This window comes from Streptomyces sp. NPDC046900, assembly GCF_040644975.1.
Classification (GTDB): domain Bacteria; phylum Actinomycetota; class Actinomycetes; order Streptomycetales; family Streptomycetaceae; genus Streptomyces.
The window spans coordinates 1-15,153 of record NZ_JBEYXD010000016.1; the positions used below are offsets into that span (position 1 = coordinate 1).

Genomic DNA, 15,153 nt, shown 5'->3' on the forward strand with positions numbered 1-15,153 from the left:
AGCCGGGGCCGACGGCGCCGTCGGCCCCGGCTGACACCGGTCGCCTGCCGTTTTCGGCCTCCGCGGCCCGACGGCCGATCTGCGGTGGTCAGCCCTCCGGGACCGATACGTCAGCCACGGCGGCGGAGACCAGCGGTCACCACGGTGGCCAGGCCGCCCACGAGCAGCCCCGCGCCGATCCTGGCCCGGTTCCGGGACAGCCATTCCTCCGGGCTGCCGTACAGGGCCTGGCCGTCGAACCGGCCGTGCGCCCCGAAGTCCCGGCCGTGCGGACCGTCGGCGGGCGACCAGAGGTTTCCCGTGCTCTCGTGCTCACCCTTGTCCTGCTGCGCGTCGTACCCCGTGCGGGCGAGATAGCGGTCCAGCAGCCCCGGGGCCATGGCGTTGGCGATCAGTGTGGCCGCCGTCGAGCCACCCACCCAGTACTCCCGGCGCCGCGGGTGCCCGGCCGCGTGGACGATCGCGCGTGCGGCGACCTCGGGCTGGTAGACCGGCGCGACCGGTCGCGCCCGGCCGGGCATCCGGTTCAGCACCCAGTCGAACTGCGGGGTGTTGAGGGCGGGCAGCTGCACCATCGTCGTCCGCACCCGGGACCCGTCGTGCAGCAGCTCGCACCGCAGCGACTCGTTGAAGCCCTGGATCGCGTGCTTGGCACCGCAGTACGCCGACTGCAGCGGGATCCCCCGGTACGCCAGCGCCGACCCGACCTGGACGATCGTGCCGTGGTCCGCGGGCAGCATGTGCCGCAGCGCGGCCCGCGTACCGAACACACAGCCGAGGTACGTCACTTCGGTGACCCGACGGAACTCGTCCGGCGCTACCTGTGTGAACGGTGCGAAGACACCGGCGAAGGCGTTGTTGACCCAGACGTCGATGCGCCCGAACGCGTCCACGATCTGCTGCGCCGCGTCCTCGACCGCCCGCGCGTCGGCGACGTCGACGGGGACGACGAGCGCCTCACCGCCGGCGCCCCTCACCTCGTCCGCGGCCGCGGCGAGGCCCTCGCGGCCCCGGGCCAGCAGGGCTACCCGGTCGCCACGGGCGGCGAAGGCCAGAGCCGTGGCCCGGCCCACGCCTCCGCTGGCCCCGGTCACCACGACCGTTTTGCGGTGCCTCGGCAGGGCTCCCGACCACGCCCCGGTCATCGCTCACCGGGCCCGGTGGTGCGGGGCTTCGGGCTGCGGACCCGGCCCAGCCGTCCCCGGAGCACCGGGTGCGGAGGGCGGAACCGGCGGGTAGGGCAGGCCGGCCCCGCTCGACGGTGCGCCGGGCGCCGTGGCGCCGAGGGTCCTGCCGTCGGCACCCGTCGTGGCGGGCCCGTGGTGGTGACCGCCGGCGCGGGCCGCACCGCGCAGCAGATATGCCGCCACGCCCAGCACCGCCGCCGTGATCAGCGCCGCGGCCCACGCGGGCAGACCGAGGGAGAGCGCGAGGCCCACGGCGAGCGCCACCGCGGCGCCCGCGTACAGGCCGACGGCACCGGAGGCGGCGTACAGCGCTGCCGTGCGGCGCTGCTTGCGCGTCTGCTCGCGCAGCTCGTCGCGCACGGCCTCACGGGCCACCTGTGCCAGCTCGTCGACCAGGTCCTTGTCCAGATGTTCCAGATGATCCAAGCGGTTCATGCCCGCCGGGTACCCGGGCCGGGACATGCCTAACGCCTCGGAGGCGGGCTCACCCCGCCCCTCGCAGCCCGGGACACATCCGCGGCGATCTCCTGCCCGGGCCGTTCCAACCAGACTCGTGTGCAGGGAGATTCCCGAGCCACGCCGGGGGTGCCCCCGTCCGAACGGGATCGGAGTATCCGTGCGGGCGACCTGGCGGCCGGCCCTGTCACACCGGCCGGTCCCCCTCCTCGGGCCGCATCCGGAAGTCGTACCGTGCCGGCAGCGGGTCGTCCGTGACCCGGGCCCACAGCTCGCTGATCGTCTCCGCGCCCTCCCGCAGATCCGCCACCTCGAACCCGGCGTCGAAGACGGCCCGCGCGCCTTCTGGATCGCCCTCGGCGAGCAGCAGCACCGCGCCGGTCAGCCGGAAGCGGCCGCGCTCGCGCGTCGCGGGATGCAGACGGTGCCACACGGCGCGCGCGTCGGCCACCCGCCCCACGGCCAGCAGCGCCTCGATCGTCTCGCGGCCGAGCGCCGCCGTGGCGGCCGTCCAGCTCTCCCCGTCGTCGCGTCGCTCCTGGCACAGGTCGTCGAAAGCCTCCGCCCAGCGGTCGGCGGCCCGCTGCCGGTCGTCGGCCTCCTTGTCCGCGACGGCGAGGCAGCGCAGCAACGGCCACAGGGACGGCGCGAGTTCGAGCGCGCGCTCCCAACTGCGCACGGCCTGCGCCCGATCGCCCGCATGCCACTGCGCGACCCCCAGGTGGTACTCCGTCAGCGGCCGGGCGGGCGCGGTCTCCAGCATGTCCCGCCAGTGCGGCGCCACCAGTGTCTCCCCGGGCGGACCGACCCGTCGCGGCTCGGGGAAGGAACCCGTCCGCAGCAGCTCCCGCCACGGAGCCTGCGCGTCGCCGAGGGTCTGCTCATCGAACGGTGTGCCCGGCAGTTTGTCGCCGGTGCGCAGCACTTCCAGCGCGCCCCAGCCGGACCCGACCGCGAGCACCTCGCCGGGTTCGGCGTCGGCGCAGGGCCGCCACTGCTCGTACGCCGCCTCGACCGCGGCACGCGGCAACGCGGCCTCGAGCCCGGCCTCGGCCCCCTCCAGAACGGCGGCCCACTCCCCCTCCCGCGCCGTGCTCAACGGCCCGTACGCCTCCAGCCACGACACCTCGCTCCCGGCGTCGAGCCGTACGTGCTCCAGTTGGGTGCGGGCGAGACCGGCCTGGATCTCGCAGTAACCGCCGGTGCCCGGTTCGGTGAGCCATTCCTGCCAGCGACGCCCGCCGGTGCCCGTGCCCCACACGAACAGCTTCCGCCCGCGCAGCACGTCGGTGGACGTCTGCACCAGTCCGCTGCCGTCCTCGCCGAGCGCGGCGATCCAGCGGCGCCGTCCGTCGGGCACCTCGTAGAAGTAGTCGGCGGGGTGGACGCTGTTCGTGGGGTAGGTGCGGTCCACACCGTCGTACACGGGCATCGGGACCCGACTCAGCCGGCGGGTGTACCCGAAGTGCCACGCCTCGTCCGCCGGGGCCAGGACCCGGCACTCCTCCGGGACCGCGATGTTGGACCACCAGTACACGGGCGCGGGTTTGTCGTGCGGATTGCGGATGCGGACGCCGATGTACAGGAAGTCGGACCCCTCCGGCAGCCACAGGTCGACCTGGAAGGGCAGGTCGCGCAGGCGTTCCCACTCCCACAGGCGCAGCATGGGGCCGCCGTCCGGCGCGGTGACCCGGGCCGCGTGCAGGGGTGAGCAGGAGAGGGCCGTGTGCCCCGTGGCACCGATGTTCCACTCGATGCCGCCGGAGAACCAGGCGCCGTTGAGCGCGAAGCACGCGGGCTGGAACACCGGGTTGCGGTAGAGGAGTTCACGGCCGGTCGGCTTGTGGAACAGCGACGCGATCCGCCCGCCGAGACCAGGGAGGACGGTGACGCGCAACCGGTCGTTCTCGATCACGAGGGTGTCCAGGTCCTGGGACTCCCGCGCTCTGCCGTAACCGTCCCTGACCCGCACGGGCAGCAGGCTGTGCAGCGGCGCGTAGCCGATCTGCCGGGCCATGTCGCCGGGCAGGTCCTCTCTGTCGCGGTCCTCGATGCGGTGCATCTCGTCGAGCGGCCGCAGCGGGGGCAGCGGATTGTCCGGCCCCAGCGCCGCGGCGGGCAGCGTCATTGCGTCCCGTCGGATGGTCGTCACCGTCACCATGGAACCCGCCCGCCGCCGAGCCGACCAGGGTGCGTGCCGGTCAGGATTCCGCAAAGGAGGACACAGCTCCCTGCACGAGGAGCGTCCCGTCCGCGCTCTCCAGGCGCGGATCGGGGTCCTGGACGATGTTCTGGAGGCCGGCGCGCCATGGGAAGGCAGGCGGTGCGGGGGCCGGTGGACGCAGGTCCGGGTCGGTGGGAACGTCCGGGGCGACGCGCGTACGCGTCCGGCTCACCTGCCGACCATCTCGACGGTGATGGCCCAGCGCTCGTGGTCCCGCCAGGCCCCGTCGACGTAGATCATGTCCGGGGAGAAGCCCTCGAGGCGGAAGCCGCAGCGCCGGGCGAGGGCGATCGAGGCCGCGTTGCCCGGCTGCACATTGATCTCGAGGCGGTGCAGCCTCATGGGTCCGAAGGCGTACCGCACCACCAGGCCGAGCCCCTCCGCCATCAGCCCGCGCCCGGCGGCATGTGCGAAGGCGCCGTAGCCGAGGGCACCGCACATGAAGCCGCCCTCGACGATGTTGTTGATGTTGATGAACCCGGCGATGCCCCCGCTCTCCTTCTCGCACACCAGGAACCCCGCCCGCGTGGGGTCCTGGATCAGCCGTCCGGCGTAGCCGACGTAGGCCTCCGCGCTGGTCGGCGGGTACAGCCACGGGTGATGCAGATCCTTGCTCTCCCGCGCCCGGGCGGTGAACTCGGCCTCGTCCTCGTAGGTGAAGTGGCGTATGCCCACGCGGGGGCCTTCGGCGAGGTATCCACGGGTCTTCGGCACCTCGCCACAGTACGTGCAGGGCGTCACCCGTGCCGACCCGTCAGCAGCCCCGACCACACCGGTGCCCGGCGGCATGGTCACCAGGGGCACGAGCGGCATGATCCCGGTCTGCGGCGTGATCCCGGTCTTACGGGTGCCTCCGAAACGCTTTCGGCCACGCGGACCGGCCCCAGCCTGATCAGGGCCGGACGACGCCTCTGCGAGGGACGGGTGACGGGTCTCGCGGGCCGGCCGCCGGCCGGGGAGAACCCCCGGCCGCACAGCCGCGCACCGGCTAGGCCAGCGCCGGTGCGTCCAGCGTCAGCGTTCCCGCCTCGGCGTCCAGTTCGGCGCCGACTCCCAGCGGCAGCGTCAGGGCGCACTCTCCGTGGCCGAATCCGAACTCCTCCACGATCGGCACCCCGAGCCCGCCGAGCCGGTCCATGAGGACGGTGCGTAGCAGTTCGTAGGGCCCGCATCGCTCCCAGGACCCGAGCGCGATCCCCGCGACGCCGTCGAGCCATCCGGAACGCAGCAGCTGGGTGAGGATGCGGTCGATCCGGTACGCCTCCTCGCCGACGTCCTCGATCAGCAGCAGGCCGCCGCGCGCTCCCGGCCGGGAGCGCGGAGCGCCCAGTTCGGAGGCGAGCATGCTCAGACAGCCACCCAGGGTGACGCCTCGGGCTCGGCCGGGGACGAGCGCGGTGCCGGACGACGCGATGGTCCGTACGGACTCCGGCTCGAACAGCGTCGCGCGCAGATGCTCCTGGGACCGCGTGTTCTTCAGGAAGTCGACGGCCGACACCATCGGGCCGTGCAGCGTGACGAGTCCGAGACGCGCCGCGAACACCTCGTGCAGCGCCGTGATGTCGCTGTAGCCGGCCAGCACCTTCGGCCCGGCGGCGCGCAGGGCGTCCCAGTCCAGGAGGTCCACCATGCGCTGTGCCCCGTACCCGCCGCGGGCACAGAGCACCGCGGACACCTCCGGGTCGCACCACGCGGCCTGGAAGTCGGCGGCCCGGTCGGCGTCCGTGCCCGCGAGGTAGGGGAAGTCGGGGTGCCGGTCGAGGACGTGCGGGGCGACGACGGGGTCGAGGTCCCAGGCTCGCAGGATGTCGAGCCCGGCGGCGAGCCGCTCCTCCCGCACGGGTCCGCTGGGCGCGACGACGGCGACACGGGCACCCCGGACGAGTCGGGGCGGTCGTACGAGGGGTGTCACTTGCTGAGCTCCAGGGTGGGGATGCCGGGCGGGTTCAGCCCGAAGACCTGCGCGTACAGCGACAGCTCGGCCTCCAGGGCGCGCACCATCGTCTCAGCCCGCCGGAAGCCGTGCCCCTCGCCCTCGAAGGCGATGTAGGCGTGCGGTATCCGGCGCCCTTCGAGCCGGGCCAGGAACCGCTCGCACTGCGCGGGCGGGCAGATGACGTCGTCCAGGCCCTGCAGCAGCAGGAAGGGCACGGTGATGCGGTCCGCGTGCTCGACGGGCGACCGCTCGGTGTACCGGCCGGGCACTTCGGCGTAGGACCCGACGAGGGACTCCAGATACCGCGACTCGAAGTCATGGGTCTCCCCGGAGCCCCAGCTCACCAGGTCCAGGACGGGGTACAGGATCGTGCCGCAGGCGTACACGTCGGTCGTCGTCAAGGACACGGCCGTCGTCCAGCCCCCGGCGCTGCCGCCGCGCACGGCGAGCCGGCCGCGGTCGGCCGTGCCCTCCTCCGCCAGGGCGAGCGCGACACCGGCGCAGTCCTCGACGTCGACGACACCCCACTGCTCGCGCAGCCGGTCGCGGTACTCACGCCCGTAGCCGGTCGAGCCGCCGTAGTTCACCACGGCGACTCCGATGCCGCGCGAGGTGAAGTAGGCGATCTCCAGATCGAGGACCAGTGAGGCGCGGCCGGTGGGCCCGCCGTGCGCCCACACCACATACGGCGGCAGCTCATGGGCGGGCGCGATGTGGCCGGGGTGGTGCGGAGGGTAGATGTGGGCGTGGATGTCACGGCCCCCGGGGCCGGTGAAGGTGCGGATCTGCGGCTCGGGGTAGTACGCGGGGTCCACCGGGTCCTCGTGCGCGGCCCCGATGACCCGGGTGCGCCCGGTCCGGGAGTCCAGCTCGACGACCTCGCCGGCGCTGCGCGGGCTGGCGCCGACGGCGACGACCCGGCTGCCGTGCGCGGCGAGCGTCGCGGCGAACTCGGTCCAGGGCCCGGCCGCGTCGACCACCTCTCCACTGTCCGGGTCGAGGATGCCGAGCGCTGCGGCGCCTCTGCCGTGGACGACGGCGATCAGCCCGCCGTCCAGGGGCGCGAACCAGCGCTGCCCGACCTTCCACAACGGCCCCGCGAACTCCTCCTCGCGGGAACACAGCGGCTCACCGTCCCGGTACAGGTTCCACCAGCCGGTGCGGTCACTGGCGTAGAGCAGGGATCCGTCGGACGCCCACTCGGCCTGGGCGATGGACTCGTCCGGTCCGCCGGCGAGGGTGCGCGGCTCCAGGAACGCGCCGTCTTCGGTCACGTCCGCGACGATCAGCTCGGTGCCGTCCCAGGGCATGCGCGGATGGTCCCAGACGAGCCAGGCGGCGCGCCGCCCGTCCGGCGAGAGGCGGGGCCCGGTGACGAACCGGTGGCGCCCGTCGGTCAGTTCGCGCACGGCGTCCCGGTCCCGTGCCGCCGAACCGTCCAGCGGCACGGCGGCGGCCACCCGCCGTACGTCCCCGGCTCCGTCGCCGGTGAACTCCTCGAGCACGCACCAGACTTCACCGCGCTCGACGTGCACTGTCGGGTCGACCCAGCGCAGTCCGCCGCCCACCGGGGACAGCGGGGTCAGCGGGCGCGGTCCGGCACCGGGCGCCGCGGGCTCGTACGCGTACAGCCTCTGGTCCGCGAAGTTCACGAACACCACCAGGGGCCCTTCGGAGCGCATCACCCCGGTCCAGGGCCGGCCGCCGTACTCCATGACCCGGCTGCGCACGTTCCACGGCGGGGGCAGCACCGACTCCTCGGTGCCGTCCGTCGTGCGGCGCACGAGCGTGCGGCGGCCGCCCTCGGCGGGGCGCGGTTCGGTCCACCACGCCTCCTCGCCGACGAAGTCCACCGACTCCGGATGCCCGTCGTGCGCGGCGGCGAGCGCCGCGTCGATGGGCGAGGACCATTCCCCATACGGAAGTGTCTGCACCATCTCCCCCTCTCTCCCCTACGCCGCGCGCAGGAAGCGGTCGAGTACCCGGACTCCGAAATGCAGCGCCTCCACCGGGACCCGCTCGTCGACACCGTGGAACAGCGCCTGGTAGTCGAAGCCCTCCGGGAGCTTCAGGGGCGCGAAGCCGTAGCCGGTGATGCCGAGCCGGGAGAACTGCTTGGCGTCCGTACCGCCCGACATGCAGTACGGCACCACGTGGCCCTCCGGCGCGAACTCCTCGACGGCGGCACGCATCCGGGCGTAGGTCGGCGAGTCCACCGGCGCCTGGAGAGCGACCTCGTGGTGGTCGAACTCCCACTCCACGTCCGACCCGGTGAGCTCGTCCAGGGTGGTGCGGAACTCCTCCTCGCCGCCCGGCAGATAGCGTCCGTCGATGTACGCGACGGCCTCGCCCGGGATCACATTGATCTTGTAACCGGCGCTCAGCATCGTGGGGTTGGCGCTGTTGCGCACGGTCGGCCGGACGAGCGAGGCGGCCGGGCCGAGCTTGTCCAGCAGGCCGTCCACATCGTCGAGGCCGCCGTCGATGCCGTAGACCGCGGCGAGTTCGGTGAGCGCCGCGCGCACCGTCGGGGTCAGTCTGAGCGGCCACTCATGGGCGCCGATACGGGCGACGGCGGCGGCGAGCCGGGTGACCGCGTTGTCGGGGTTGACCTTGGAGCCATGGCCCGCCCGGCCGCGCGCGGTGAGCTTGAGCCAGCCGGTACCGCGCTCGCCCGCCGCGATCGGGTAGAGCTGCCGGCCGTCGCCGTCGTGGAACGTGAACGCCCCGGACTCGCTGATGCCCTCTGTGCACCCCTCGAAGAGTCCGGCATGCCGGTCGGCGAGGAAGCCGGAGCCGTCCTCGGCGGTCGCCTCCTCGTCGGCGGTGAACGCGAGGACGAGGTCGCGTCGCGGTCGTACCCCCGAGCGTGCCCACTCCCGCACCACCGCGAGGATCATCGCGTCCATGTTCTTCATGTCGACGGCGCCCCGGCCCCAGACGACTCCGTCGCGCACCTCACCGGAGAACGGGTGCACGCTCCAGTCGGCGGCCTCGGCCGGCACCACGTCGAGATGGCCGTGGACGAGCAGCGCACCGGCGGAGGGATCGGTGCCCTCTATGCGGGCGACGACGTTCGTCCGGCCCTCGGTGCGCTCCAGCAGGGCGGGTTCCAGGCCCGCCTCGGAAAGCAGCTCCGCCGCGTACTCGGCGGCGGGCCGCTCCCGGCAGTCGCCGCCGCCGCGGTTCGTCGTGTCGATGCGGATGAGGTCCGAGGTGAACCGGACCACCTCGTCGAGTGCCTGCTGGTCAGCCATACTGCTCCTCCACCGCGGCCGAGACGATCGTGGTGACCGCCTTGAAGGTACGGATCGCCTCATACATGCGCTCGCTCGTGTACGCCACCTTCCGCTCCCCGACGCGGTCCACGCCCGGCACCACGGTGGCGGACATCGCCAGGTGCTCGGCGTCGAACTCCAACGCGATCGTGAACGGCCCCCCGCTCACCGGCTCGTGACGGACCGCCAGGGACACCGCGTCCTTGGCCGCCGCGCGGATGTCGGCCGCGGTCCTGGCGGGTGTGCGGCACACCGCGGCGTACCGGGAGACGTGGTCCTTCACGGCGACCTTGAGCGCCTCGGGCGCGTACCCGAGCGCGTCCTCGCAGGCCACGTCGTCCCCGGTGACAAGGATGACGGGCACGCCGTACTCCGCGACCACGTGTGCGTTCAGCAGGCCCTCACTGGCGCGCGTGTCATTCAGCCACACTCCGGTGATCGAGTTGGCGAGGTAGGTGTGCGCGAGGACGCCCTCCATACCGGCGCCGGCGTGATAGCCCACGAACGCGACGCCGTCCACGTCCCCGTGCTGCACGCCTTCGACCATGGAGAGGGACTTGTGCCGGCCGGTGAGCATCTGCGCCCGCTCGTCCAGACGCTCGAGGAGGAGGTTCCGCATGGACCAGTGGGCCTCGTTGATCAGCACCTCGTCGGCGCCGCCGTCGAGGAGACCGAGCACCGCGGCGTTCACGTCCGAGGTGAACATCCCACGGCACCGCTCCCACTCCGGCGTCCCGGGCAGCACGTCGGCCGGCCAGGTCACACCCGTGGCGCCTTCCATGTCGGCGCTGATGAGGATCTTCATGGCAGGAAACCTACGCGCTCGTGACGTTGCGTGACCAGCCCTGTGGAAAAGTGTCCCGCCGTGGTGGCCGCCTTCGACGGCACACCCCCTGACCGCGTGACCGGTCAGGAGCGGTCACGCGGTCAGGGCGCCTGCGAGCGGCCGGCCTGCCGGCCGTGGAGCGCGGGCCGGCCGGGCCGATCGGCCCCGGACCTGACGCCCCGGCACCCGACGCTCCGGCACCCGGCACCCGGCACCCGGCACCCGGCACCCGGCACCCGGCGTCAGCGATACAGCGCAGGCCGCTCGACCAGCTCGACCTCGACGCGGCGGCCCTCCGACTGGGCGCGCACGCCCGCCTCGCAGACCGCTGCCGCGGCATAGCCGTCCCAGACGCTCGGCCCGGTGACCTCACCGCGCCGAGTGGCGTCGACCCAGGCCTGCACCTCGCGGTCGTACGCCTCCGCGAAGCGCTCCACGAAGTCCTGGGCGATGCCGCCGCCCCAGCGGCCCGCCTCCTGGGTGACCATGGCGTGCCCGTCGCCGATCCTGGCGCTTCCCTGTTCGCACACCACCTCGGCCTGTACCTGGTAGCCGAAGCCGCAGTTGACGAAGATCTCGACGTCGACGAGGGCGCCCCCATCGGTCTCGAAGACGACGAGCTGCGGGTCCGAAAGGCCTGTCGGGGCGTTGCCCGACGGTGCCGGGCGCAGCACCGTCACCGCCGTGATCTCCTGGCCGAGCAGCCAGCGCGTCACGTCCATCTCGTGCACGACCGAGTCGTTGATGAGCATGGCGTCGGTGAAGCCGGGCGGGCTGGCCGCGTTGCGGTGCCGGTTGTGCAGCATCAGCGGGCGGCCCAGCCGGCCGCCGTCCAGCAGCTCCTTGAGCCTGAGGTACTCGGCGTCGTAGCGCCGCATGAAACCGACCTGGACGCGCCGGTGACCCAGTTTCTGCTCGGCCTGCAGGATCCGGAGCGCGGAGGCCGCGTCGGGCGTGAGGGGCTTCTCGCACAGCACCGGCAGGTCGCGCTCGAAGGCCGCGAGCAGCGCCGCTTCGTGGGCGGGGCCGGGAGAGGCGATCAGTACCGCGTCGACGTCCGCGGCGGCCATCGCGGCGGCCGGTTCGGTGTAGGCGGTGCAGCCCTCGACACCGGCCGCGACGCTCTTGGCCCGCTCGGCGTCGACGTCCACGACGGCGGACACCCGCGCCCCGCTGATCACCTCGTCGATACGGCGCACATGGTCGGCGCCCATCCGTCCCGTCCCGATGACGGCGACTCGGAGCGTTCCGCGCTGAGTCATGGTGGTCGGTCGTCCCTTCGGATGGTCAGGCGCCGCAGGAGCGGAGGAACTTGCGGGTGCGTACGGCGATGGGCAGCGGCCTGTCCGGCTCGCAGGGGTACATGTCCTGCTCGACGATGGCGAACAGCTCGACGCCGAGCTTCTGGGCGGCGACGAGGACCGGCTCCAGCTCGGGCACGCCCGCCGGGGGTTCGCACATCACACCGCGCTGCACGGCGGGCCCGAACGGAACGCCGTTCTCCACGACGTCGGCGAGGATCTCCGGGTCGACCTGCTTGAGATGCAGATAGCCGATGCGCTCGCCATAGGTCTCGATGAGCTTGACGCTGTCGCCGCCGCAGTAGGCGTAGTGCCCGGTGTCCAGGCAGAGGTTGACGAGGTCGGAGTCCGTCGAGTCCAGGAAGCGCTCGACGTGCGCCTCGGTGTCGATGTGCGTGTCGGCGTGCGGGTGGACGACGATGTCGAGGCCGTAGGTCTCCTTGACCTCGTGGCCGAGCCGCTCCATGCCCTTGGTCAGGTGCGCCCACTGCTCGGCGGTGAGCTCCGAGGGCTCGATGATCTCGGCCGTCTTGTCGTCCCGCCAGAAGGACGGGATGACCACGAGGTGCTTCGCGCCCATCGCCTGGGTGAGCGCGGCGACCTGGCCGACGTGCTCCCAGGTGGACTCCCACACGGCCGGTCCGCGGTGCAGCGAGGTGAAGACCGTGCCGGCCGACACCTTCAGGTCCCGCTTGTTCACCTCGTCGGTCAGGCGCGCCGGATCGGTCGGCAGATAGCCGTAGGGGCCGAGCTCGATCCAGGAGTAGCCGGCCTCGCTGACCTCGTCCAGGAACCGTTCCCAGGGCACCTGCCGCGGGTCGTCCGGGAACCAGACGCCCCAGGAGTCCGGGGCCGAGCCGACCCGGATGCGGTCCAGGGCAGTGGTCATGTCACAGGGTCCCTTCGGGAGATGCCGTCACAGGTGCCTGGAGGTCCTCCGCTTCGGGGAGCCCCTCGACGTCCACGCCGCCGACCTGTGCCAGCTCGTGCTTGAGGGCGGCGAGTTCGGCGCCGCCGGCCATGTGGTTGGTCAGTTCCTCGAGGCTGACCTGCGAACGGTCCGCGCTGAGCTCGAGGGTGCCCAGGCGCAGCACGCTGAAGTGGTCGCCGACCATATAGGCGTGGTGCGGATTGTGGGTGATGAAGATGACGCCGAGGCCGCGCTCGCGGGCGGCGGCGATGTACTTGAGGACCACACCGGACTGCTTGACGCCGAGCGCGGCGGTGGGCTCGTCCAGGATGAGGACGCGGGCGCCGAAGTAGACGGCGCGGGCGATGGCGACGCACTGGCGCTGGCCGCCGGACAGGGTGCCGATGGGCTGCTCGAGGTCGTCCAGGACGATGCCCATGTTCCGCAGTTCTTCGTCCGCGGTCCGCTTCATCCGGGCGATGTCGAGACGGCGGAACGGCCAGGGGCCCTTGGTCATCTCGGAGCCCAGGAAGAAGTTCCGCCACACCGGCATGAGCGGCACGGTGGCCAGGTCCTGGTAGACGGTGGCGATACCCCGGTCGAGTGCCTCGCGGGGGGTGGTGAAGCGCACGGGCTCGCCGTCGACGAGGACCTCGCCCTCGGTGTGCTGGTGCAGCCCCGAAATGATTTTGATCAGTGTGGACTTGCCGGCGCCGTTGTCGCCCAGGACGCAGGTGACCTTGCCGGGGTGGACGGCGAGGTCGACGCCGTGCAGGGCGCGGATGTTGCCGTACGACTTGCCTGTGCCGCGCAGTTCGACGACGGGGGCCTGGTCGTCCGGGGCGGCCTTGGCGGTGTTCTTGCCGATGTCAGCGGTCGTCATGGGGTGGTCACCTCCGGGTCGCGGACTTCTGGACCCACAGATTGATGAGGGTGGCGCCGAGGAGCATCACGCCGAGGAATGCCTTGAACCAGTCGGGGTTCCAGCCCGCGTAGACGATGCCCTGGCTCACCATGCCGAACATGAAGGCACCGAAGACCGGGCCGATCGCCGAGCCGTAGCCGCCGGTCAGCAGACAGCCGCCGATCACGGCGGCGGCGATGTAGATCAGCTCCTGGCCGACGCCCTCGCCGGACTGCACGGTGTTGAAGGAGAACAGCTGGTGCATGCCGACGAACCAGGCCCCGAAGCCGACCAGCATGAACAGCGAGATCTTGGTGAACTTCACCGGCACACCGACGGCTCGCGCGCTGTCCTTGTTGCCGCCGACGGCAAAGATCCAGTTGCCGTACTTGGTGCGCAGCAGCACCCAGGTCGCCAGGGCCGCGAAGAGCAGCCACCACAGCACGGTGATCTTGAGCTGGACGCCGCCGACGGAGAACGACGACGAGAAGACCGCCTTGGCCTGGTCGAAACCGTCCATGTTGCTGATGTCGTCGGTCGCGACATTACCGGTGATCAGCTTGGTGACCGCGAGGTTGATGCCCTGCAGTCCGAGGAAGGTGCCGAGGGTGACCAGGAAGCTGGGCAGTCCCGTGCGGACCATCATCCAGCCGTTGAACGCCCCGATGGCGAGCGAGACCACGAGCGCGACGATCACGCCCACCCAGACGTTCATGGTCAGTTGGAAACTGACCATGCTGGCGGTCAGCGCCGAGGTGATCACCGCGACACCGGCCGACAGGTCGAACTCTCCGCCGATCATCAGCAGGGCCACGGGCAGTGCCATGATCCCGATGGTGGACGACTGGTAGAGGACGGTGGCCATCGCGCTGCCCGTGCGGAACGTCGGCGCCGCGGCGAAGAAGAAGACGAACACCGCGACGGCGCCGAGGAAGACGCCGACCTCCGGCCGGGCGAGCAGCCGGAGGACGAAGGAGCGCTGCGCCGTCCGCCCGTCGCTCTGCCGGGGGCCGGAGGCCGGCGGTGAGGTCACCGCCGGCACAGCCTGCTGGCTCATAGGGATCACCTCGTGCCCATCGCGGCGAAGGTGGCGATGGTGTCGACGTTGGACTTGTCGACGAAGGCCGGGCCGGTCAGCACCGGCTGCTCACCGCCGCCGCTGTAGTTGCCGTTGTTCTTGTAGAGCCACAGGGAGTCGACCGCGAGGTAGCCCTGCAGGTAGGGCTGCTGGTCGACGGCGAACTGGATGTCGCCCTTCTTGATGGCGCTGGTCAGGTCCTTGTTGAGGTCGAAGGTGGCGACCTTCGCCTTGCTGCCCGCGTCGGACAGCGACTGCACCGCCGTCAGCGCGAACGGCGCACCGAGGGTGACGACGTAGTCGATCGAGCTGTCCTGCTTGAGCTTGGCGGTGATCGTCGACTTCACCGACGGCATGTCGGTGCCGTTGACATAGAGGACCTGCGTCTTGCCGCTGAACGTCTTCTTCACACCGTCGCAGCGCTGGGTGAGCCCGATGTTGCCCTGCTCCTGGATCACGCAGACGGCGTTCTTGGCGCCCTCCTCGTTCAGCCGCTTGCCGAGCGCCTCTCCCGCCACGCCCTCGTCCTGCCCGAAGAACTCCATCAGGCCGAGCTTCTGCCAGTCGCTCACGCCGGAGTTGAGGCCCACCACCGGGATACCCGCGGACTTTGCCTTGCCGACGACGTCCTTCATGGCGTCCGGCTTGGCCAGGGTGATCGCTATGCCGTCGACCTTCTGGTCGATCGCGTTCTGGACCAGGTTCGCCTGGTTGCCGGCGTTGGGGTCGGCGGAGTAGACGAGCTTGATGTTGTCCTTGGCCGCGGCCGCCTCGGCCCCCTTGCGGACGATGTCCCAGAAGGTGTCACCGGGCGCCTGGTGGGTGACCAGCGCGACGGTCATTCGGGGAGTGGTGGCCTTGCCCGCGGCGGCGCCGGAGCTGCTCTCCTCCGCCTTCTTGCCGCCTGAGCTGCTGGAGCAGCCGGCGACGAGCAGCGCCGAGGCCGCGGCCAGCGCGACGAGCGGGACGACCCTGCGGGAGCGGCGGGAGCGAATCGTGCGATCCATCTTTCCTGCACCTCACTGTGCGACCGGGGGGAAAGGGAACGAGGAG

General features: G+C 71.8%; 13 protein-coding genes. All 13 read right to left on the reverse strand.

What is annotated here, in order from left to right:
• Positions 1-110: 110 nt before the first annotated feature.
• Complete coding sequence (locus ABZ904_RS18195) at positions 111-1,145, reverse strand: SDR family oxidoreductase (protein WP_360994412.1); 1,035 nt, start codon at positions 1,143-1,145, stop codon at positions 111-113.
• A gap of 3 nt (positions 1,146-1,148) precedes the next feature.
• Positions 1,149-1,622: a phage holin family protein gene (locus ABZ904_RS18200; RefSeq protein WP_360994415.1), complete on the reverse strand. Its 474-nt coding sequence runs from the start codon at positions 1,620-1,622 to the stop codon at positions 1,149-1,151.
• Between the two features lie 208 nt (positions 1,623-1,830).
• Positions 1,831-3,804, reverse strand: coding sequence for a DUF5107 domain-containing protein (locus tag ABZ904_RS18205; RefSeq protein WP_361824282.1), 1,974 nt, complete (start codon positions 3,802-3,804; stop codon positions 1,831-1,833).
• Positions 3,805-4,035: 231 nt separating this feature from the next.
• Positions 4,036-4,581 carry a GNAT family protein gene (locus ABZ904_RS18210; RefSeq protein WP_361824285.1) on the reverse strand — a complete coding sequence of 182 codons (546 nt, stop codon included), beginning with the start codon at positions 4,579-4,581 and terminating at the stop codon, positions 4,036-4,038.
• 274 nt (positions 4,582-4,855) lie between these two features.
• Entirely contained in the window at positions 4,856-5,779 is a 924-nt protein-coding gene (locus ABZ904_RS18215; RefSeq protein WP_361824288.1) for an LD-carboxypeptidase, read from the reverse strand.
• The gene (locus tag ABZ904_RS18220; protein ID WP_360994427.1) at positions 5,776-7,740 is read right to left on the reverse strand and encodes a prolyl oligopeptidase family serine peptidase; all 1,965 of its coding nucleotides are present in this window, start codon (positions 7,738-7,740) and stop codon (positions 5,776-5,778) included. Before ABZ904_RS18220 ends, ABZ904_RS18215 begins: the two co-directional genes overlap by 4 nt.
• 15 nt (positions 7,741-7,755) lie before the next feature.
• The gene (locus ABZ904_RS18225; protein ID WP_360994430.1) at positions 7,756-9,060 is read right to left on the reverse strand and encodes a M20/M25/M40 family metallo-hydrolase; all 1,305 of its coding nucleotides are present in this window, start codon (positions 9,058-9,060) and stop codon (positions 7,756-7,758) included.
• On the reverse strand, positions 9,053-9,886 hold the full coding sequence (locus ABZ904_RS18230; RefSeq protein ID WP_360994433.1) for a M55 family metallopeptidase: 834 nt from the start codon (positions 9,884-9,886) through the stop codon (positions 9,053-9,055). The genes ABZ904_RS18225 and ABZ904_RS18230 overlap by 8 nt, the downstream gene beginning before the upstream one ends.
• A 263-nt stretch (positions 9,887-10,149) precedes the next feature.
• Positions 10,150-11,169 (reverse strand): Gfo/Idh/MocA family oxidoreductase, encoded by a 1,020-nt coding sequence (locus ABZ904_RS18235; protein ID WP_359398123.1) that lies wholly within the window; start codon positions 11,167-11,169, stop codon positions 10,150-10,152.
• Between the two features lie 25 nt (positions 11,170-11,194).
• A complete protein-coding gene (locus ABZ904_RS18240; protein WP_359398125.1) occupies positions 11,195-12,097 on the reverse strand; it encodes a sugar phosphate isomerase/epimerase in 903 nt (300 codons plus the stop codon).
• A 1-nt stretch (position 12,098) separates the two neighbouring features.
• The gene (locus tag ABZ904_RS18245; protein ID WP_359398127.1) at positions 12,099-13,001 is read right to left on the reverse strand and encodes an ATP-binding cassette domain-containing protein; all 903 of its coding nucleotides are present in this window, start codon (positions 12,999-13,001) and stop codon (positions 12,099-12,101) included.
• 7 nt (positions 13,002-13,008) lie between these two features.
• Positions 13,009-14,085, reverse strand: a complete 1,077-nt coding sequence (locus ABZ904_RS18250; protein ID WP_359398239.1) for an ABC transporter permease — start codon at positions 14,083-14,085, stop codon at positions 13,009-13,011.
• Positions 14,085-15,107, reverse strand: a complete 1,023-nt coding sequence (locus ABZ904_RS18255; RefSeq protein ID WP_361824294.1) for a sugar ABC transporter substrate-binding protein — start codon at positions 15,105-15,107, stop codon at positions 14,085-14,087. Before ABZ904_RS18255 ends, ABZ904_RS18250 begins: the two co-directional genes overlap by 1 nt.
• Positions 15,108-15,153: the final 46 nt, after the last annotated feature.

What these genes read in the sequence shown, in the direction of transcription:
- ABZ904_RS18195 (WP_360994412.1), bottom strand. Translation starts at nt 1,145, where the DNA reads ATGACCGGGGCGTGGTCGGGAGCCCTGCCGAGGCACCGCAAAACGGTC.
- ABZ904_RS18200 (WP_360994415.1), bottom strand. Translation starts at nt 1,622, where the DNA reads ATGAACCGCTTGGATCATCTGGAACATCTGGACAAGGACCTGGTCGAC.
- ABZ904_RS18235 (WP_359398123.1), bottom strand. Translation starts at nt 11,169, where the DNA reads ATGACTCAGCGCGGAACGCTCCGAGTCGCCGTCATCGGGACGGGACGG.
- ABZ904_RS18245 (WP_359398127.1), bottom strand. Translation starts at nt 13,001, where the DNA reads ATGACGACCGCTGACATCGGCAAGAACACCGCCAAGGCCGCCCCGGAC.
- ABZ904_RS18230 (WP_360994433.1), bottom strand. Translation starts at nt 9,886, where the DNA reads ATGAAGATCCTCATCAGCGCCGACATGGAAGGCGCCACGGGTGTGACC.
- ABZ904_RS18255 (WP_361824294.1), bottom strand. Translation starts at nt 15,107, where the DNA reads ATGGATCGCACGATTCGCTCCCGCCGCTCCCGCAGGGTCGTCCCGCTC.
- ABZ904_RS18205 (WP_361824282.1), bottom strand. Translation starts at nt 3,804, where the DNA reads ATGGTGACGGTGACGACCATCCGACGGGACGCAATGACGCTGCCCGCC.
- ABZ904_RS18220 (WP_360994427.1), bottom strand. Translation starts at nt 7,740, where the DNA reads ATGGTGCAGACACTTCCGTATGGGGAATGGTCCTCGCCCATCGACGCG.
- ABZ904_RS18240 (WP_359398125.1), bottom strand. Translation starts at nt 12,097, where the DNA reads ATGACCACTGCCCTGGACCGCATCCGGGTCGGCTCGGCCCCGGACTCC.
- ABZ904_RS18225 (WP_360994430.1), bottom strand. Translation starts at nt 9,060, where the DNA reads ATGGCTGACCAGCAGGCACTCGACGAGGTGGTCCGGTTCACCTCGGAC.